Source organism: Cryptosporangium japonicum, assembly GCF_039524755.1.
Taxonomy (GTDB): Bacteria; Actinomycetota; Actinomycetes; order Mycobacteriales; family Cryptosporangiaceae; genus Cryptosporangium; species Cryptosporangium japonicum.
Genome location: NZ_BAAAGX010000006.1, coordinates 331,916 through 350,668 on the forward strand (window position 1 = coordinate 331,916; position 18,753 = coordinate 350,668).

Sequence of the window (18,753 nt, forward strand, 5' to 3'; positions counted from 1 at the left end):
GTTTCGTTGCAGACAATCTCTTACGAACGTTGTCTGGCGCGCCGGGCCTGACTCTCGGCCGGCTGGGCGAGGTGACCGGTGGCCAGGGCGGTCAAGGCCGAGAGCAGCGCGTCCCGGTCCTCGACCGCCAGCGATCCGAGCGCCTCCGCGTGCACGCGGTCGACGATCTCCTGGCTCTGCCGCGCCACCTCGACCCCCTTCTCGGTGACGGCGATGATCCGGGCCCGTCGATCGGTGCTGGACGGCCGACGCTCGGCGAGGCCGGCCTCGTCCAGCGCGTCGACCGTCACGACCATCGTGGTCTTGTCCATGTCACCGATCTCGGCCAGCTGGGCCTGCGTCCGCTCCTCCTCGATCGCGTGGACGAGGACGCAGTGCATCCGGGCGGTGAGCCCGATCTCCGCCAGCGCCGCCGCCATCCGGGTCCGGAGTACGTGGCTCGTGTGGTCGAGCAGGTACGAGAGGTCCGGGCTGGTGCGGTTGGGCGCCATCGCAGTCATGCCTCCAGCGTACGACTGGTTCCGTTACGGATGATCCGCGTCAGACGCGAGCCGGTTCGACCGGGCGTTCCCTCTCCTCGGTGGTGTCCAGACCGAGGCGACCACGGGTGACGACGATCAGGACGATCGCCGCGATCGTCGTGACGATCAGGAGGCCGTGCAGGGTGTCCTTGTCGTCGTTGAGCCGCGGGAACATCTCCGGCCAGACCAGCGAGTACGTGCTGTTGATCAGCGCGTGCAGCAGCATGACCAGCGGCAGGCTCTGTCCGGACCGGTTGAACACCCAGGTCATCACCAGGCTGAGCGGGATGCACGAGGCGACGAACTCCACCGGCTGCACCCAGCTGACGTCGGGGTAGCCACCCCACTCGGTGAGGAACAGCGGCAGGTGCCAGCAACCCCAGAGCAGCCCCAGCAGGCAGGTACCGAGCACCGGCCCGAACCGCCGCTGCATCCGGGGCAGCGCGAAGTCACGCCAGCCCGGCTCCTCGGCCGTGGCCGTGGTGAGGAACTGCATGATCACCACCGGGATGAACGCGATCGCGATCATCGCCGACGGCACGCGGATCTCTTCCCAGGCGGCGGGCAGCGCGGCCGTTCCGATCAGGATCGCGGCCGGAACGCCGAACAGCACCCCGAGGAACCAGCCCCACCCCACCCGCCAGCGGAAGAGCCGCGCCTTCCAGTGCCGGAGCCCGCTCCGGCCCTCGCTGACCGCGGTCACGATGAACGCCGCCGTCAACGGCCCGAGGTACGCGCCGGGAAGCACACCGACGAGTTGCCCGTTGCCGCCGATGTCCGGGATGTGGATGTCCGGTTCCACGTTCGTGCCGTGATCACCCAGGACGTAGGGCATCCACAGCATCCAGCTCAGCCCGAAGGCGAGCGTGAAGAAACTCGTTACCGGGAAGCGTCGGATCAGGTTTTTCAGCATGGACCGAGTTCATCGGTCCGGGGCCGTCCGAACACTCCCGCAGATGACCGTCCTGCGGTAGCGCCTGCTGTACCTACTGCTTGCGGCGCACGTCCTCGAGGTAGCGCAGCACCGCGGTGACCCGGCGGTCGTTCTCGTCGTCCGGCGGCAGGTCGAGCTTCGCGAAGATGCTGCGGATGTGCTTGTGCACGGCCCCGTCGGTGACGACGAGCCGCTCCGCGATCGCCGCGTTGCCCAGGCCCTCGGCCATCAGCGCGAGCACGTCGCGTTCACGCGGGCTCAGCCGCTCCAGCCGCGGGTCCGTGCGGGTGCGTGAGAGCAGCTGCGTGACCACGTCCGGGTCGATCGCGGTGCCGCCGTCGGCGACCCGGTGCAGCGCCTCCAGGAACTGCTCGACGCGTCCGACGCGCTCCTTGAGCAGGTAACCGAGACCGCTGCTGCCGCCGGCCAGCAACTCGGTGGCGAACGCCTGCTCCACGTACGCGGACAACACGAGGATCGCCAGCTTCGGGTGGCGCTTGCGTGCCTCGACCGCGGCCTTGATGCCCTCGTCGGTGTGCGTCGGAGGCATCCGGACGTCGACGAGCGCGACGTCCGGGCGATGGGTGTCGATCGCCGCCAGCAACTCGGACGCGTCACCGGCCGTCGCCACCACGTCGAGTGCTTCCGCTCTCAACAGCAGCGCGAGCCCTTCACGCAGCAGGGCGTCGTCCTCACCGATCACGATCCGCACGGCAGCTCCACGGCGAGGATCGTAGGCCCTCCCTTCGGGCTGTCCAGACGCAGTACTCCGTCGTAGGCCTCGATCCGGCGCCGGATGCCGTCCAGCCCGGACCCGTGCCGCGCGTCGGCGCCGCCGTGCCCGTCGTCGGTGACCTCGACGCGGAGCGTGCCGCCGCGCAGCGTGGCGGTGAGCCTGGCGCTCCGCGCGCCGCTGTGTTTCGCCACGTTCGTCAACGCCTCGGCGGCGACGAAGTACGCGGTGGCCTCCACCGAGGCCGCGCACCTCCCGGCCACGTCGATCTCGGCCTCGCAGGGCACCGGCGAGGCGCTCGCCAGCCCGGTCAGCGCACCGGCCAGGCCGCGGTCGGCGAGCACCGGCGGCAGAATGCTGCGGGCCACGGCACGCAGGTCGGCCAGCGCGGTCTCGGCAGCGTCCTGCGCGCGGGCCAGGATCGCCTCAGCCTCGTCCGGGTGACGCACCAGCGCCCGGCGGGCGGCACCCAGCAGCACGTTGACCGCGACCAGCCGGTTCTGGCTCCCGTCGTGCAGCGCCCGTTCGATCCGCCGGAGCTCCACGGCGTGGGCGTCGAGGGCGGCGGCGCGGGTGGAGGTCAGCTCCGCGACACGCATCGAGAGGTCGACGCTCGCGTCCGGGACCAGGAGCTTGCGCGCCGGCCACGACTGCAGCCGCGCCATGTTCGGGACGACCCCGACGATGACCGCGACCCAGCCCACGCCCAGGAGCGAGACCCAGAGCGCACCGAGCGTGCTGTGCACCGTGCCGACGCCGATCGAGGTGGCGGTCGGATCGGCCGGCAGCAGCCGCCAGTAGAGGACGAACGTCAGGTCGCGCACCGCGATGAACGGCAGCAGCACACCGAGCAGGCCGAGGACGAACCCGAGCGTGCCGTGCCCGACCGCCCAGCCCAGCTCGCGACGCAGCGACCGGTCGGCCAGCGCGCCCCGCACGCCCGGCGCGGGCGGAGCGAGATCGGGCAGGTCGACGCCGTACCGGGCCAGCCGGTGACGCTCCCGGTTGGCCAGCGCACGCACGGTCCGCGCCGCGGCCGGAACCGCGAGCAGGCCGACGCCCACCAGCGACGTGACCGCGGTGACGACGACGAACGCCAGCACCGCGAGCGCCGCGGCCGCGGTGCCGAACCCGCCGACCAACTGCTCGACGCCGGCCCAGCCCCGGCGGGCCGCGCGGCCGATCGCCGAGCGGAGGCTGCTCCGCGGTCGCGCGGGGTCAGTGCTCATGCTCGACGACCCTAGGCCGCCGCCGGTCACCGGGCAGTACAGCAGGCTGTACTCCGACTGGGCAGGTGAGGGGCTCGGCGTCGCCCGGTTCGGTTCGTAGCTTCGTAGTCATCACCAGTTACCGACGAAGGAGCACCGATGTCCGAGCAATCCACTTCCACCCCGTCGATCCTGCGCCCGCTGTTCTGGGTGTTGCTGACGATCGGCTTGATCGGCAACCTGGCCATGTCGCTTCTCAGCGGCCCGATGGCGATCCACACCGCCTTCGGGGCGCTCACCGTGGTCAGCGGCGTCGTGCTGGCGGTGCACTACCTGCGGAAGCGCTGACCGCAGCTCGCCGACGTGGCCGCGATCAGCCGACCGGCGGTGTGCCGGGCCGCGCGCAGGTCGATCTCCGACCGGCCGAGCCCGGCCAGCACGCCGTGGGCCGCCTCGGCGAAGTCCAGCGGCGCGCCCGGCAGCGCGGCCGCGGCGTCGACCGCGCCTTTCTCGTTGATCAGCCAGGCGCCGGCGTGCGCGTGCAGCGCGTGGGCGCAGAGCCCGACCACCCGGAACAGGCAGCCGGCGACGTAGGCCGTGTCCCGCCGACCGACGCCTTTCCCGGCGATCGTCAACGCGAACTCCGCCTCGCCCAACGCGGTGGTGACGACCCGGCGGCGGAGCTCCGGCGGGTACTGCTGCGCCTCGGCACGCAGCGCGGTGAGCACCCCGGACGGGTCGGCGAGGATCCGGCCGAGCGCCACCTCACCCGCGTAGGAGAAGTCGGGTACGCCCAGCGGGTGCCCGACCTGGAAGTGGAAGTGGAACCGGCCTTCGCGGGCGTCGCGCCAGGCGGTGTCCACGCGGTCGAGCTCGCGGTAGATCCAGTCGACCGGGGTGTCGTCGACGTGGAGCCAGCCGCCGCCGTCCACCCAGGGGCCCCATCCGCCCGGGGCGGTGACCGCCGCGTCGGGGCCGGCGAGTTCGCGGGCCAGCGCGCCGAGCGCCTCGACGTCGAGCGGCGGCCGGTAGTAGAGGCCTAGGTCGACGTCGGAGGAGTCGGTGTGGGTGTTGCGGGCGCGGCTGCCGCCCAGCATCACGCCGACGATCCCCGGGACGTCGACCAGCCGCTGCGCCATCTCATGCAGGTGGTGGTCGCTCAGCACCCCTGCATGATCTAACAGGCGGGCGCGGACGGGCTGGGACTCGACGTCGGTGTCGGCGTCGGTGATCCGGACGGGCTCGGTGAGGGGCTCGCAGCGCACTCCTCGTCGCCGCCCGGTGCAGGGCTGGTCTCGCCCGGGGTGGGGCTCGTTGCGCTCGGAGTGGGCGAACCGTCTCCGCCCGGGGAACCGGAGCCGGACGGGGAACCGGAGCCGGACGGGGAACCGGAGCCGGACGGGGAACCGGAGCCGGACGGGGAGCCCGAACCGCTCGGGGAGGTCGAGCCGCTCGGGGACGGGGAGCCGGTCGTGCTCGGGCCGGGTGACGGCGGGCCGATCGGGGACGGCGTACCGGACGGCGATTTCGACGGCGACGGCGAGGCCGACGGTGAGCCGGACGGCTTCGCGGGCGGGGCCGGCGCCGGGACCGGGCGCGGTTTCACGCTCCCCGGCACGACCCGCGTCGCGGCGTAGAACTCCTCCCACCACACCGGCGCGACCCGCACGACGTCGCCGGTCGTCGGCGCGTGCAGCATCTCCCCGTTGCCGAGATAGATCGCCACGTGGTGGATGGAGTCCCAGTTGGACTTGTCGGTCGCGAAGAACAGCAGGTCACCGGGGAGCAACTCGGTCGTCGCGACCAGCTGCGTCGACCGGTACTGCGGACGCGCCGTACGCGGTAACGAGATCCCGGCGTACGCGAACGCGGTCTGCACGAGCCCCGAGCAGTCGTACGTGTCCGGCCCCTCGGCGCCCCACACGTACGGCTTCCCCCGCTGGGCCAGCGCGAACTCGATCGCACTGAGCACCGCCGGCGCAGCCACACCCTTCGCGTCCCGGATCCACTCCGAGGACCGCGCGGCGTCCACCGCTTCCTGCCCGGCCCGCGCCGCGTCGAGCACGTGCTCGCGGCCCGAGCGCAGCTTCTTGATCTCCGTCGCCCGGCGCGACAGGTCCGCCCCGAGCTTCTCGACCCGCTCCGACGCGGCGTCGGCCAGCGCGGTCGTCGCGTTGACGTCGCTGATCGCCGACCGTTCCGCGGCCTCGGCCCTGGCCACCCTGGCTTCGGCGGAGTCGGTGCCGGGGTCGGGGTGGCCGAACATCCGGCGGCGGGGGTCGCCCGATAACGCCGACGGCTGCTCGGCCGACTCGATGTAGGTGCGGCGCGCCCACTCGTCGAACGCGGACCGCGCGGCCGCCACCTCGGCGGTGGCTTCGGAGCGGAGGGCCTCGGCACTCTCCTGGTCGCCGCGTGCGGCGGACAGCTCGCCCTTGGCCTCTTCCAGCCGCTCCGCGACCGCTTCGGCGGCGATCTGCTTCTTCTTCACCTGCTGCGCGAGGCTCAGGTTCTCCGGGCTGGGCTCGGACGCGGCCGCCGGGGTCGTCGAGGCCGTCGGGGCGGCCGTCTCGCCGGCCGGTGCCGGTGCGGGCGGTTCGGCCCGCGCCACCTGCGCCGGGCCCGTGAACAGCCCGGCCGCGAGCACCGCGGCGAGTGCCATCGAGGTCCTGCGTCGCCCGATCATCGCGTCACCAAGTACCCGGGCCGCGACCGGCCCAGTCCTCACCATCCGCGCTGATCGACGCAACCGCACATCCTCACCAGAGCTATGCCTGACGCGACCTAGGCTTCCATCGTTGCCCCAATTGACGGCCAACGCATCTTTAAACGGCAGAAAACCTCGAGATCCCCAGGTCCGCGAACCATCCACCTTCCGTCGCCGTGTACCTACTGCTGGTCACCACCACGCGCACGGGAAGGATGGGCCCAGTGATGCAACACGGCTGAATCTCAGGGTGGGCTCCCAGGGCTCTCCCCGATGTGACCGACTGTCCGGAAACGAGAGTCTGCAGGCGCCCGGCCGACGGAGCCGGCCGCGCCGGAGGTCGCCCCATGCAGACCGTGTTGGACAGCCTCCTCGGTCTCCCGGCGCCCGTCGTCGTCGTACTCGCGTTCCTGATCCTGGCCGGTGAGCCGGCGCTGCTCCCCGGCATCCTGCTGCCGAGCGTCTCGACCGCACTCGGCCTGGGTTTCCTCGCCGACAGCGGCACGATCAACCTCCCCACCGCACTGGTCACCGCCGTCGTGGCGGTGGTCGCCGGTGACGCCTGCGCCTACCTGGTCGGGCGTCGCGGGCCGACCGGACGGCGGCGCAGCTCGTTCGTCCAGCGGCGCCTCGACGGCGCGGTGAACCGGGCGGCGACGCTGATCGCCCGGCACGGCGGCCGGTCGGTGTTCTTCGCCCGCTGGCTCGTCGGGGCCCGGACGCTGGTGCCCCGCCTGGCCGGCGCCGGCCGGATGTCGCCGGGCACGTTCCTGCGCTACAGCGTTCCGGCCGGGGTGCTGTGGTCGGCGTTCTTCGTCGGCGCCGGGCAACTGGCCGGGAGTTCCTACCGCCAGGTCTCGGCGGTCGCCGGGCAGGCGTCGCTCGGGCTCGTCGTCGCGGCGGTCGCGGTGGTGGCCGGTGTCGTCGCCGGGCGTCGGCTCGGGCGGCTGGGCGGTACGTCCACCGTGCGGCTCGTCGCCGCGCTCACCGCGATCGGCGGTGCACTGACCGCGCTGGTGGCGGTGGCCGTCCGGGCCGGTGGTCTGCCGCGCGTCGACGAACCGGTCGCGGCGGCGTTCGACTCGTTCTCCTGGAGCGGCCTCGACGTCGTCGCCCGGATCCTGCTGACGTCGACGCCGTCCTACGCGGTGATCGCGGTCGCCGCCGTCGTCGTGCTGCTGCGGCCGGTGCGTTCACCCCGGCGACGCGGGGCGCTGGGCCTGCTCGCGTCGGGCGGCGCGGTGGTGCCGCTGATGATGCTCGTCGTCGTGCTCAACGTCGCCGAGGCGGTGGCACACAGCGAGCGGCTGTTCGCCATCCAGCACGCCACCTCGACCACCGCGATCGTGCTCGCGGTCTGGACGGTCGCGCGCAAACAGCGGACCCGGCTCGGCCAGGGCTCCACCTGGACGCTCGGCGCCGTAGCGGTGGTGGTGCTGGCCGCGGGCCGGATCTACCTGGGTTGGGGCTCGGTGAGCAGCACCGTCGCGGCCCTGCTCATCGGCGCGGCCTGGGCGGGGGTGTTCGCCGCCGCGTGGACGGCGGCCCCGGGCGCCCAGGCCACGAGGACCGACCGGAACGGATCAGGCCGCCAGACCGCCGGGCCGACCGAACACGCGGCGGCGGAGCACGGCCACCGGACTTCCACGGTGAACCAGGCTGTTGTGCAGCTCGAGAAGGGCCTGGACCTCGGCGCGGTTGGTGCTCGACGCTCCCGGCTGGGCACACGCTCCACAGTGAAGTTCGAACATGACGGTTACCTCCTGGCCCTACCGGCGCCGACCGCTCCGGACGGTCGGTACGCGCTCCCCACCGGATAAATCCGGTCTTGGGGGAGTCCCCCGTGGATTCCCGTTAGAAACCCGTTCACGGAACCTCACGCTGTGCAATCAGCGCACGATCCCGGCGTCCCGGGCAAGTAGTGCAGCTTGGACGCGATCGCTCACGTTCAGTTTGTTGAACACCGCGGACATCTGGTTACGGACCGTCTTCTCGCTGACGTTGAGATGGCGGGCGATCTGCGCGTTGGTGTCGCCCATCGCGAGCCGGTTGACGATCTCCAGCTCGCGCGTCGTGAGCTGGTCGAACGGCGGTGGGAGCACGGCCGGCGCCCGGCGCAGAGCGGTGAGCACGGTGGGCCCGACCCGCGGTCCGAGCACGACACCGCCGCTGGCCACCGTCCGCAGCGCGTCGATCACCATGTCGGGGTCGGTGTCCTTGAGCAGGAACCCGCGGGCGCCGGCGTTCAACGCCTTGGCGACGATGTCGTCGTCGTCGGCCATCGTGAGCATCAGCACGGCGGTGTCCGGGCAGGCTTCGAGGATGCGGCGGGTCGCGTCGACACCGTCCCCGTCCGGCAGCACGACGTCCATCGCGATGACGTCGGACCGGCACGTGATGGCCTCGCGCACGGCCTCCTCGACGCTGGCGGCCTCGGCGACCTCGCTGACCCAGGGTTCGTCCTCGAGCATCACCTTCAGGCCACGCCGGACCACGGGATGATCGTCGACGATGAGGACCCGCTTCGGCTCGTCCACCGGTGTGCCTCCCTGGAACGACCACGCGCCGCTCACCGGAATCACACCACGCTCGTCATCGGGACGGCGACCGTGGTCGGAGCACCGCCGGTGAGTACCGGGCAGGCGGCGGCGGTGACCAGGTCGCCGGCGGCGATCTCGCCGTCGCCGGAGACGTCCACATGGGCCTCCACGGTGTAGACGGCGTCGGGGTCGACGTCGGTGACCGGCACCCGGAACGGGATACCGGCGCCGCCGCCCAGCGGGACGTTGGCCATCGTCACCTCGCCGACCGGGGTCATCGGCCCGCCGGTCGTGGTGGTGTCGCGCACGCTGACCACGACCGTGGCGGCCCGGCCGCCGGGGCCGTCGTCGGGGAGGCGGAGGACGCCGGTGACCGCCTCGACGTCGGCGGCGACCGGTGCGGGTACCGGCTGCGCTTCGGCGGCGTCCCGGTACAGGTGCTCGATCACCCGGCAGTCGCCGTCGGAGAGTTGGCGCCGCTGGCCGAGCGGCAACCCCGGCGGTGGGGTGTGGACGGTGTCGAGCGTGCGCTCGCCGTTCACCGAGAAGGCCACCCGGGGGTAATGCATTATCGACTCGTAGTCGTAGGGGCCCACCTCCGGGCCGACGGCCTGGATGAGGAAGTTCGGGCGCGCCTCGGTGGTGATGTTCTGCCAGTGGATCGTCACGTACTCGTCGCGGTCGGTGCGGCAGTGTTCGTGCCAGCGGCCGAGCGTGTGGACCATCTCGTGCAGGACGCGGCCCATCTCGCCGCCGGCGAGGATCTCGATCTGCTGTTCACCGCCGACGCGGCCGACACGCGAGGCGAAGGAGTCGCCGAGTACGAAGCGGACGTAGTCGGGGTGGTCGGTCGTCCGGGGGACGAAGCGGATGCGGGTGCGGCTCTCCAGGTGCTCGATCGCCTCGGCGACGTGCTCCTCCGGCCCGATGTCGTCCGCGACCTCGTAGGGCACCACTCCCCCCACCCACAGCCGCACCGCCGTCGCACCCGCCGGAGCAGGCGCGGGCGCCGGCTCCGGCTCCGCCAGCACGGCGGGCGGCTTCCCGGCACCGCTCGGCGCGGCGGGCGCGGTGGGGTCGGCCGGTCCCGCGGCGCTACTGGGCGCGGGGAACGTCGCGGCGGGAGCGCTGTCCGCGGCGGGGGCGGGGAGGGTGGCCGGGCGGGGGGTGGGGATCGGGGCGGGGCCGCGCTGGGGCGTGCCGTTGACGACGGCCGGGGTGGGGGCGGGTGGCTCGACGAGCACCAGCGATGCGGCGGGGAAGTGAACCCGCACCGTTGTGCCCGTCGGCTCCGCCGGGACGATCTCGCACTCACCCCCCAGCTCACCCGCCCGGTCGCGCATCGACGCCAACCCCACCCCGGCCCGCACCGGGCCGCTGATCCCCACCCCGTCGTCGGTGACCTCGATCGTCAGATCACGCCCCCGCCGCACGGTGACCACGCAGTTGCGCGCCCCGGCGTGCCGGGTGACGTTGTTCAACGCCTCGGCCACGACCCGGTACGCCGCCACCTCCACCGCGGCCGGCAGCCGATCGAGGTCGTCACGCAGCTCCAGCTGCACCGACAACGCCGAGCTGTCGAACCGGCGGCACTCGTCGCGCAGCGCGACCGCGAGCCCCCGGTCGAGCGCGGGCGGCCGCAACTCGTCGACCAGCCGCCGCACCTCGGCGGTGCACGCCGTGAGGTCACCGGCCAGCGCGTCGAGGATGTTGCGCACCCGCCCCGGCCCGGCGACCTTGCGCGCGGCACGCACCTGCATCGACATCCCGGTCAGGCTCGGGCCCAGCCCGTCGTGCAGGTCACGCCGCAGACGCCGGCGCTCCTCCTCCTGCGCCCGCACCAACCGCTCACGCGACTCCTGCAGGTCACGGGTGAGCCGGCTGGCCTCGACGGCCACCCCGGCGTGCAGCGCGATGTCGGCCAGCAGCTGCGTCTCCCGCGGCGTGAAGTGGCCACCGTCGGTGCGCGGCGACACCAGCAGCCGTCCGATGTGCTCACCGCGGGAGATCATGTCGAACGCCTGCACGGTGGGCCCGACCTGCCCGTACCAGGCCAGCAGCCGGGAGCCCTGCTGCTCGGCCACCTCCACCGCCACGTACGGCACCTGCAGCGAGCTGGCGATCGTGCCGGTGAGCAGCGGCAGCACCGCGTTCGGCTCGGCGGTCTGGCCGAGCACGTCGCCCATCTCGGCGATGACCTTGTACGGGTCGTGCCGGTCGCCGTAGAGCAACTGGTTGACGCCCTGCTGCACGCGCCGGTGCAGTGGCGCGTACGCGATCGCGATGACCCCGGTGGTGACCAGCGAGATCGAGTCGGCCGAGGTGTTGCGCATGATCACCTCTCGCAGCACCGTGACGATCGCGACGAAGCCGATCACGACCAGCGCGGTCATGACCAGCCAGACCAGCGTGCGGTTGAGCACCCGGTCGAGGTCGTACAGCCCGTAGCGGACGATCGCGACGGTCATCCCGAGCGGCACCGCGACGGCGGCGAGCACGTACCCGCCGTCGAGGTTGAAGAACGTGAGCCCCCAGCCGAGCAGCAGCAGCACGACCGCGGGCAGCAGACAGGCGAGCTGCTGCCTGGTGTCGCTGTCGGCGCGGCGCCAGCGCGACCAGAGCGCGGCGAGCACGCCGAACCCGGCCAGCACCGTGAGGAACACCCCCACGGCGAAGATGCGGAGCGCGAGCTTCGTCGTCGGCGACGGCTCCACGTCGACGTTGCTGAGCAACGTCCGGGGCTCGTCGGTCGCGATCACGGCCAGTGCCACCGTGCTGAGCAGGGTGAGGGCCGCGAGCGCGATCGCCAGCCACCGCCAGCCGCGGCCCGGTAATCGCCCGTTGGGGAACAACAGCAACGCCAGGAAGAGCAGGCCATAAGCGGGCCACCAGGTCCACTGGCTGAGCCAGGCGACCGGTTCCCACCGGCTCCAGCTGACGGCCACCGCGCCGACCGCGGCACTGGCGCCGGCCGCCAGGAGCAGCCGGCCGACCAGATGCTTCGGCACGGCGATCAGGATGAGGACACCCATCGCCGTGCCGGAGATCGCCAGCGCGATGCTGATGCCCACCGGCCCCGTGTCCGCGTCGGTGCCGCCGTCGAGCTGCCCCAGCAGGATCGCCACGGCGACCACCCCGACGACGAGCAACCCCGCGACGTTGCGGGGGGTGAACCAGGACGGAGAGGGTGAGCGCATCGGGTGCCGTTCGTTCAGCTGATCTTGTGCATGAGGTTGTGGAACCAGTTGCCGGGGTCCTGCTGCCCGGCCTCGACCACGGCGGCGCCGTGGGTGACGCCGTTGAGTACCGCGATGCTGTCGGTGAGCGACTTGCCGTCCAGGGCGGGGAGCTCGCCGAGCGCCTCGTCGACGCTCAGGCCGTAGTCCTCGGAGATCTCGTCCGGGTGCGACGAGGTGTACTCGGCCAGATGCGCGAAGACCGCCGCGATCCGCGTCTGCACGGCCGCCGGGTCGGGCTTCTCGTTGGTCTTCACCAGGCCGCGCAGGGTCCAGGTCTCGTCGAACACCGGGGCCAGGCGCTGGCCGTCCTGGTCGAAGAAGTCGAGCCCGCGCGGCGGCTGGAGGTGCACGCCCTCGTGCGTCGCGAGTAAGTCGCTGACGTTGCCGAACAGGTGCGCGAAGCGGTCGTTGACGTCGATGACGAAGACGGTCTCCGTCGGGGTGGTCCCGTAATCCGAGATGGTCACCGGAAGCCCTTCACACTGTGGATGGAGCGGGTGCTCCGTCGATGGGTCAATGGTGGGGTATGCGGGGCGGTCGGCGCGCACGAGTGAGGGCCGAGATCCCCCTCGGATCCCGGCGCCCACCCGGAGGACGTCGTCCTCACCCGGCCCCCCAGCTCTCACGTCCGCCGGCCCGTGGAAGTTCGCGTCAACCGTCGGTGACGCGAACCCCCAGCAGCGACTGGACGGCGACGATGTTGTTCAACACGCTGACCCGGCCGGAGCCGGCGAACAGCAGGCCGACGGCGCCCTCGTCCGGGTCGGTGACGAGGCTGCCGGAATCGCCGCCGGCCGACATGTTCGTCGTGACGATCTGCTGACCGAACCGCGCGATCCGGCCCCGGTCGTAGTGCACGTCGACGGTCACGTTGACGTGGAGCACGTGGCCGGTGGTGAAGTTGGTGGTGCGGCCCCACTTCTGCACGGTGTCGTTGATGTTGGGCTTCGCGTTGAGCGTCGTCACCTCGCCCGCCCAGTAGACGCGGCGATCGGTGCCGTGCACGCCCTCGGCGATCGCGGCGTCGGCGAAGTTCACCGGCTTGGAACGCCCGTCGTGGAAGTGGATCGGGACGAACCGAACGAGCCGGCCGATCACGTCGGCCGGGTAGCGGCCCCCGTCGACCAGGGCCGGCTGGAGCACCGGGTCACCCGAGCGGCCCGCGTTGCAGTCGGCGAGCGCGTAGTTCGTGCTGAGGATGTAGTAGCGGCCGGCGCCGTCGGTGTGCGGCTGGGCGTCGAAGCACCCGGCTCCGAACGTGCCGGCGTTGCCGCGGAAGTGGCCGACGCTGACCCCGGCGAACGCGGGCCGCACCCGCTGGCCGAGCTGGAACGGCCCGACGCCGAGCGACGCCGTGGCGCTGCCCCGGTCGGCCCAGGGCTGCGGGCCACCGCCGGCCCGGATGAGCCCGACCTCCTGCACGTCGGTCGTGATGCCGTCGAGCTCCGCCGGCACGATCGCGGTCGGAGCGAGGTAGCGGGCGTCGACTTTCCGGTGGACCAGGACGGTGATGGCTCGTTCGCCGGTGTTGATGCCACCGCTGTACCGGTGGCCGAGGCCCACTCCGACGACGTTCGGGCGGCCCAGCAGGGCGTCCTGGTACTTGGTCTGGGTCTCGACCAGAGGAAGGAACTCTGTCCGGACGACCTGGGGAAGCATTGCGGTCCCTTCGGGGGGAGAACCGAATGGCGACTACGGTGCTCTCCACCTTGGTGGGTCCGCTGACCCGGTCGACAGAGACAGCAGTCCCGACTGCTCGGGCACCCTGCCCGGGCCGTCGGGACCCCGCTCGGTCGTCGGGGAAAACCTAACCCGCGAACGGGAACGGCGTCAGCCCCCGGACGCCGGGCCGGACGTGGAACAGCGCACCGGCCTGCGGCTCGGCGCCGTCGGGAAGGTTCTCGCGCGTCGTCGTGACGAACAGGTCCCGGTCGACGAAAGCGCAGGACGTCGGCTGGCTGACCGGCAGTTCGACGACGAGGTCGAGGCGCCCGGACGAGTCGTAGCGGTGTACGGCGCCGGCTCCGTAGAGCGCCACCCAGACCCCGCCGTCCGCGTCGATCGTGAGTCCGTCCGGCGTGCCCTGGTCGATCGCGACGAACTCGCGCCGCTCGTGCAGGTCCCCGGAGTCCGGGTCGACGTCGAACACGTCGACCCGCTTGGTCGGCGAGTCGACGAAGTACGCCCGGCTGCCGTCCGGCGTCCAGGACAGGCCGTTGGAGACCGTGAGGTCGGTGAGCACCACGTGGACGCGGCGATCCGGGTCGAGCCGGTAGAGCGTGCCCCGGCCGGGTTCCTGGCCGTAGGACATCGTGCCGCAGTAGAAGCGGCCGCGCGGGTCGGCTCCCCCGTCGTTCATCCGGATCCCGGGCTCGGTGAACGCTTCGATCCACACCGGCTCGGCCTCGTCGGGCGCGTCCAGGTCACCGGGGTCGAGCAGGGCGAAGCCGCGCTCGGTGGCCAGCACCCAGCCGCCGGCCCGACGGGGGCGCAGCGCCGCCGCGACGTCGGACACCGCGCGCCGGGTGACGCGGCTGGTGAAGGGGTCGTACGTGAGCACGGCACCCTTCATCAGGTCGACGAAGCGGAGAGTGCCCTGGCCTACGTCCCAGACCGGGCCCTCACCGTGCTCCGCGCACGCGTCGGTCACCTGCTCCGCTCGCACGTCCACCTCCTGTCGACGGGCTACCAGTACCCCGAGCGCCCGCCCTTATGCGGAGCGCATCATCACCCGTCGCAACGCGTTACGCGGCACCGCCGCCGCGATCGCTCCGGCCGCGGTGGTGAGCGCGGCCAGCGTGAAGGCCAGCGCGACGCCGGACTCCCGCTCGACCAGCACGCCGGCCACCGCCGCGCCCGCCGCCGAAGCGGCGAACACCACGGTCGCGACCCAGGTGTAAGCCTCGTTGACCATGCCGGCCGGCGCGATGCGCGAGACCAGCGTGTTCTCCACGGTCAGCGCCGGGGCCAGGGTGAGACCGGCGACCACCAGCACCACGGCCATGAAGCCCGCGGTCGGCACCAGCGCCATCGTGGCCAGACCGGCCGCGACCGCACCGAGCGCCACCGCCCACTGCGTCGGCAGCGAGCGCCGGAACTGCCGGGTGCCGTACCAGAGCCCACCGGTGACGCTCCCCACGCCCCACAGGCCGAGCAGCAGACCGGCCAGCCCGTCGGCGTCCGCGCCGGACCGCTCGGCGGCGAACGCCGGGATCGCGACCCCGACGACACCGAACGCGAACGCCAGGCCGGACGAGACCGCGAGCAGCAGCGGCATGCCGAGCGCGACCGCCGGGCCGAGGCCGCGGGCGGGTGCCCGACCGGGCTCCGGGCGCCAGGCGCGCGTGGCCCGACCGGCGGCCACCGCGAGCGTGCCCACGACCGCCAGCACCGCGGCGACGACCAGCGACACCGCGGGCTCGGTGACGATCGCCAGCGCGCCGACAACCATCGGGCCGAGCACGAACACCAGCTCGAACGCGGTGGTCTCCAGGGCCAGCGCGGCCTCGCGGAGGTGGCTCGCCCCGGGCGCGGCCGTGAGCTCGGCCCAGACGCTGCGCACGGTCGCGGTGAGCGGCGGCAGACTGGCGCCGAGCAGCGCGGAGACCGCCCACAGCACCCAGACCGCCGCCCCCGAACCGGTGGCGAGCAGCACCGCGGCCGTAGCGAGCGGCCACGCGATCGCCGTGCCCACCAGCACCGGCGCGGGACGGAACCGGTCGGCCAGCCGACCGAGCACCGGGCCGACGACCGCGGTCGCCACCGCGTACGCGGCGCTGGCGACGCCGGCCGCGGCGTACGAGCCGGTCGACTTCTCGACCAGCAGCACCAGCAGCAGCGGCGCCATCCCGACCGGGAGCCGGCCCAGGATGCTGCCGACGAGCAGCGTCCGGGCTCCTGGCAACCGCCACACCTCGGCGTAGCGGCGCATTCCGGCGGTCACGTAGTCACCTTCCTCGGATAAAGAGCGGGCATCGCGGCTACCGCCCAGGCGATTGCCGCGGCCAGCGCGGCGAGGAGAAGAGCGGCGGTCACGCCGCCGGGCCGGTCGACGAGCAGGCCGCCGATCGCGGTACCGGACGCCACCGCGGCGTACGTGATCGTGGACAGCCAGGTGAACGACTCGGTCAGCGAGCCGCGCGGCGCGAGCTCGGCCACCAGCGAGTTCTGCACGGTGATGGCCGGGGCGAACGCGGTTCCGCCGAGGAACAGCACGAGACCGATCAGCCAGGCGTTGCCGAGGAACGCGAGCGGGGCGAAGCCCACCGCGCACGCCGCGAGCGTCCACCGGTACTGACGCACGATCGGCACCGCGAAGCGCTGGGCGCCGAACCACAGACCACCGATCGCGCTGCCGACGCTCCACACCGCGAGCAGCACGCCGGAGAGCGCCGGGGTGCCGTGCGCGTCCGCGAACCCCGCGACCGCGGCCTCGATCGCGCCGGTGCCGAACAGCAGCGCGAACGCGACGACGAGGGCCGGGACCATGCCGCGGGCACGCAGCGGCGTGCGCCGGACGGTGCCCGGCTCGGTCGGCCGGGGCCGCCACCGACGGCTCGGCCGGCTCGCGGCGACGGCCAGCGACCCGATCAGCGCGGCGACACCGGCGCCGGTGAGCGCGATCACCGGCCCCCAGGTCGCCGACGTGAACGCGACGAACGTGGCGACGAGCACCGGCCCGATCATCCAGACCAGCTCGAGCGCGATCGCGTCGAGCGCGAACGCGGTCTGCCGCGTCGAGTCCGAGCCCGACAGGTCGGTCCAGATCGCGCGCAGCGTCGAGTTCAGCAGCGGAACCACGGTTCCGGCGAGCCCGGCGGCGAGGTACAGCGCGAGCACCGGCGCGTCGGACAGCGCGGTGACGACGAGGACGGCGACGGCGAGCGGATAGCCGACGCCGGTGCCGATCAGGACGGCGGTGAAGCCGCGCCGGTCGGCGAACCGGCCCAGCAGCGGGGCCACGGCCGCCGTGGCCAGCCCGTACACGCCGACCGCGATCCCGCCCACCCCGTACGAGCCGGTGCGGTCGGCCAGGAACAGCAGGATCGCCAGCGGGGCGATTCCTGCGGGTAACCGGCCGACGATCCCGGCGACGATCAGCAGCGGGGCCGACGGTAGGCGCCAGAGTTCTGCATAGCGGCGCATGACGCGTCGAACCTGCTTTCTCACTCAGACTGTTATGGGCATTAAGGCTTTAGCCCCCTACACTTGTTCCCGACACTACCTCTGGACGCGGTAGGTGGCCAAATGGAATACGACACTTACAACGCTGACGCGGTGCAGCTCGCGGTGGACCTCGCCAACCTCGCCTCGGTGGATGACGTGGCGGTGGCCGAACTCTCACCGGGCAGCGAAGAACTGCGGGCGGCGTGCGAAACGTTCGTCGCGGCGCACGTCGACTGGTTCAGCGAGCTCGCGGTCGTGCCGCTGACCGACGTCGACGTCGTCGAGATCGCCGAGCTCTCGCACTGCCTGCGTGACGTCGCCGCGGCCGACACCGACCAGCAGTCGGTCGACCGGCTCAACGCGCTGCTGCACCAGTGCAAGCCGGTGCCGCGCGCCACCGACCACGACGGGCGGATGCACCTGCACTACTCCGACGACGACGCTCCGCTGACCGAGCAGCTCGGCGCCACCGTGTCGATGGCGTTCGCCAACGTCATCGTCAGGCAGGGGCGGAATCGGATCGGAACGTGCGCCGCGACCGACTGCGCGAAGGTGTTCGTCGACACGTCACGCAACCGCTCCCGCCGCTACTGCTCCGAGACCTGCGCCTCGCGCACCACGGTCTCGGCGTACCGCAAGCGCCAGAAGGCCGGCGCGGCCAAGAGCGAGTGACACGCGAACGCCCGCCCGGAGACATCCGGGCGGGCGTCGGCGAACGGGATTACCGGCGGTAGTCGGTCGGGGCGCCCGGTGACGGCAGGTACTTGGCCATGTCCTCCAGGCGGGCGACGCGCTGCTCCATCGGCGGGTGGGTGCTGAACAGGTTCGCCACTCCGGCCTTGCGGAACGGGTTGTCGATCATCAGGTGGCTCGCCGACAGCAGCCGCGACTCCTGCGGCAACGGCAGCGTCTGCGTGCCCATGTGGATCTTGCGCAGCGCGCTGGCCAGCGCCAACGGGTCGCTGGAGAGCTTCGCGCCGTCGGCGTCGGCCTGGAACTCGCGGCTCCGGCTGATCGCCAGCTGAACCAGCGACGCCGCGATCGGACCCACGATCAGCGTCAGCAGGAGCACGGCCGGGTTCGGGGCGTCGTCGTCGTCACCCCCGCCGATCGGGATGAAGAACGCCAGGTTCGCGATCATCGTGATCATCGTGGCCAGCGCACCGGCCACCGACGAGATCAGGATGTCGCGGTTGTAGACGTGGGACAGCTCGTGCCCGATCACCGCACGCAGCTCACGCGGGGTGAGGATCTGCATGATCCCCTCGGTGACCGCGACCGCCGCGTTACGCGGGTTGCGTCCGGTCGCGAACGCGTTGGGTTGGTTGGTCGGGCTGACGTAGAGCCTCGGCATCGGCTGGCCGGCCACGGTCGCGAGTTCGCGGACCATCGCGTACAGCGCGGGCTGGTCGACCTCGCTCACCGGGTAGGCACGCATCGAGCGGAGGGCCAGCTTGTCGGAGTAGAAGTAGCTGAACCCGTTCATGCCGATGGCGATGACCCCGGCGATCAGGACGCCGGTGGAGCCGCCGAACGCGTATCCGACGGCCAGGATCAGGCCGCTGAGCACGCCGAGCAGTAGCGCAGTCTTCAGCCCGTTGAAGTGGTGGTGCACCCTTCCTCCAGGCGGTTGAGCTCGGAGCAGGAAAAAGCTCCGCAATCGGTAGAACGCGGGGTACAGCTTCGACGTTCCCGTCGTTAACCC

At 72.3% G+C, this 18,753-nt stretch carries 17 protein-coding genes; 3 read left to right on the forward strand and 14 right to left on the reverse strand.

The features are described from left to right. Positions 1 to 20: 20 nt before the first annotated feature. The 4 genes from ABD437_RS06490 to ABD437_RS06505 all read right to left on the reverse strand — a co-directional run bounded on the left by ABD437_RS06490 (position 21) and on the right by ABD437_RS06505 (position 3,417). On the reverse strand, positions 21 to 500 hold the full coding sequence (locus ABD437_RS06490) for a MarR family winged helix-turn-helix transcriptional regulator (protein WP_344647811.1): 480 nt from the start codon (positions 498 to 500) through the stop codon (positions 21 to 23). 40 nt (positions 501 to 540) lie between these two features. Continuing rightward, positions 541 to 1,434, reverse strand: coding sequence for a CPBP family intramembrane glutamic endopeptidase (locus ABD437_RS06495; protein WP_344647812.1), 894 nt, complete (start codon positions 1,432 to 1,434; stop codon positions 541 to 543). Between the two features lie 73 nt (positions 1,435 to 1,507). Further along, complete coding sequence (locus ABD437_RS06500) at positions 1,508 to 2,167, reverse strand: response regulator (RefSeq protein WP_344647813.1); 660 nt, start codon at positions 2,165 to 2,167, stop codon at positions 1,508 to 1,510. After that, positions 2,155 to 3,417: a sensor histidine kinase gene (locus tag ABD437_RS06505; RefSeq protein ID WP_344647814.1), complete on the reverse strand. Its 1,263-nt coding sequence runs from the start codon at positions 3,415 to 3,417 to the stop codon at positions 2,155 to 2,157. Before ABD437_RS06505 ends, ABD437_RS06500 begins: the two co-directional genes overlap by 13 nt. A gap of 138 nt (positions 3,418 to 3,555) precedes the next feature. Between ABD437_RS06505 and ABD437_RS06510 the strand changes: the two genes are divergently transcribed. Further along, positions 3,556 to 3,744 (forward strand): hypothetical protein, encoded by a 189-nt coding sequence (locus ABD437_RS06510; protein WP_344647815.1) that lies wholly within the window; start codon positions 3,556 to 3,558, stop codon positions 3,742 to 3,744. On the opposite strand, the gene ABD437_RS06515 is transcribed toward ABD437_RS06510, so the two are convergent. Continuing rightward, a complete protein-coding gene (locus tag ABD437_RS06515) occupies positions 3,726 to 4,535 on the reverse strand; it encodes a nucleotidyltransferase domain-containing protein (protein WP_344648166.1) in 810 nt (269 codons plus the stop codon). The two genes, ABD437_RS06510 and ABD437_RS06515, sit on opposite strands and share 19 nt — an antisense overlap. A 38-nt stretch (positions 4,536 to 4,573) precedes the next feature. Beyond that, the gene (locus ABD437_RS06520; protein ID WP_344647816.1) at positions 4,574 to 6,058 is read right to left on the reverse strand and encodes a C40 family peptidase; all 1,485 of its coding nucleotides are present in this window, start codon (positions 6,056 to 6,058) and stop codon (positions 4,574 to 4,576) included. Between the two features lie 392 nt (positions 6,059 to 6,450). On the opposite strand from ABD437_RS06520, the gene ABD437_RS06525 reads away from it, so the two are divergent. Beyond that, entirely contained in the window at positions 6,451 to 7,923 is a 1,473-nt protein-coding gene (locus ABD437_RS06525; RefSeq protein WP_344647817.1) for a DedA family protein, read from the forward strand. A gap of 69 nt (positions 7,924 to 7,992) precedes the next feature. Here the strand turns inward: ABD437_RS06525 and ABD437_RS06530 are convergent, their stop codons facing one another. From ABD437_RS06530 to ABD437_RS06560, 7 genes are all read right to left on the reverse strand, one after another. Then, the gene (locus ABD437_RS06530) at positions 7,993 to 8,640 is read right to left on the reverse strand and encodes a response regulator (protein ID WP_344647818.1); all 648 of its coding nucleotides are present in this window, start codon (positions 8,638 to 8,640) and stop codon (positions 7,993 to 7,995) included. 41 nt (positions 8,641 to 8,681) lie between these two features. After that, positions 8,682 to 11,840, reverse strand: a complete 3,159-nt coding sequence (locus ABD437_RS06535) for a M12 family metallopeptidase (RefSeq protein WP_344647819.1) — start codon at positions 11,838 to 11,840, stop codon at positions 8,682 to 8,684. 14 nt (positions 11,841 to 11,854) lie between these two features. Next, positions 11,855 to 12,349, reverse strand: a complete 495-nt coding sequence (locus tag ABD437_RS06540; RefSeq protein ID WP_344647820.1) for a hypothetical protein — start codon at positions 12,347 to 12,349, stop codon at positions 11,855 to 11,857. 184 nt (positions 12,350 to 12,533) lie between these two features. Continuing rightward, positions 12,534 to 13,541, reverse strand: coding sequence for a chymotrypsin family serine protease (locus tag ABD437_RS06545; protein WP_344647821.1), 1,008 nt, complete (start codon positions 13,539 to 13,541; stop codon positions 12,534 to 12,536). Positions 13,542 to 13,689: 148 nt separating this feature from the next. Next, positions 13,690 to 14,547 (reverse strand): SMP-30/gluconolactonase/LRE family protein, encoded by an 858-nt coding sequence (locus tag ABD437_RS06550; RefSeq protein ID WP_344647822.1) that lies wholly within the window; start codon positions 14,545 to 14,547, stop codon positions 13,690 to 13,692. Positions 14,548 to 14,592: 45 nt separating this feature from the next. Continuing rightward, complete coding sequence (locus ABD437_RS06555; RefSeq protein WP_344647823.1) at positions 14,593 to 15,825, reverse strand: MFS transporter; 1,233 nt, start codon at positions 15,823 to 15,825, stop codon at positions 14,593 to 14,595. Then, positions 15,822 to 17,027 carry an MFS transporter gene (locus ABD437_RS06560; protein ID WP_344647824.1) on the reverse strand — a complete coding sequence of 402 codons (1,206 nt, stop codon included), beginning with the start codon at positions 17,025 to 17,027 and terminating at the stop codon, positions 15,822 to 15,824. Before ABD437_RS06560 ends, ABD437_RS06555 begins: the two co-directional genes overlap by 4 nt. Positions 17,028 to 17,129: 102 nt before the next feature. Here ABD437_RS06560 and ABD437_RS06565 point away from each other — a divergent pair, with 102 nt between their 5' ends. Continuing rightward, on the forward strand, positions 17,130 to 17,720 hold the full coding sequence (locus tag ABD437_RS06565; RefSeq protein WP_344647825.1) for a CGNR zinc finger domain-containing protein: 591 nt from the start codon (positions 17,130 to 17,132) through the stop codon (positions 17,718 to 17,720). 49 nt (positions 17,721 to 17,769) lie between these two features. On the opposite strand, the gene htpX is transcribed toward ABD437_RS06565, so the two are convergent. Further along, positions 17,770 to 18,663: a zinc metalloprotease HtpX gene (gene htpX, locus ABD437_RS06570; RefSeq protein ID WP_344647826.1), complete on the reverse strand. Its 894-nt coding sequence runs from the start codon at positions 18,661 to 18,663 to the stop codon at positions 17,770 to 17,772. Positions 18,664 to 18,753 lie beyond the last annotated feature (90 nt).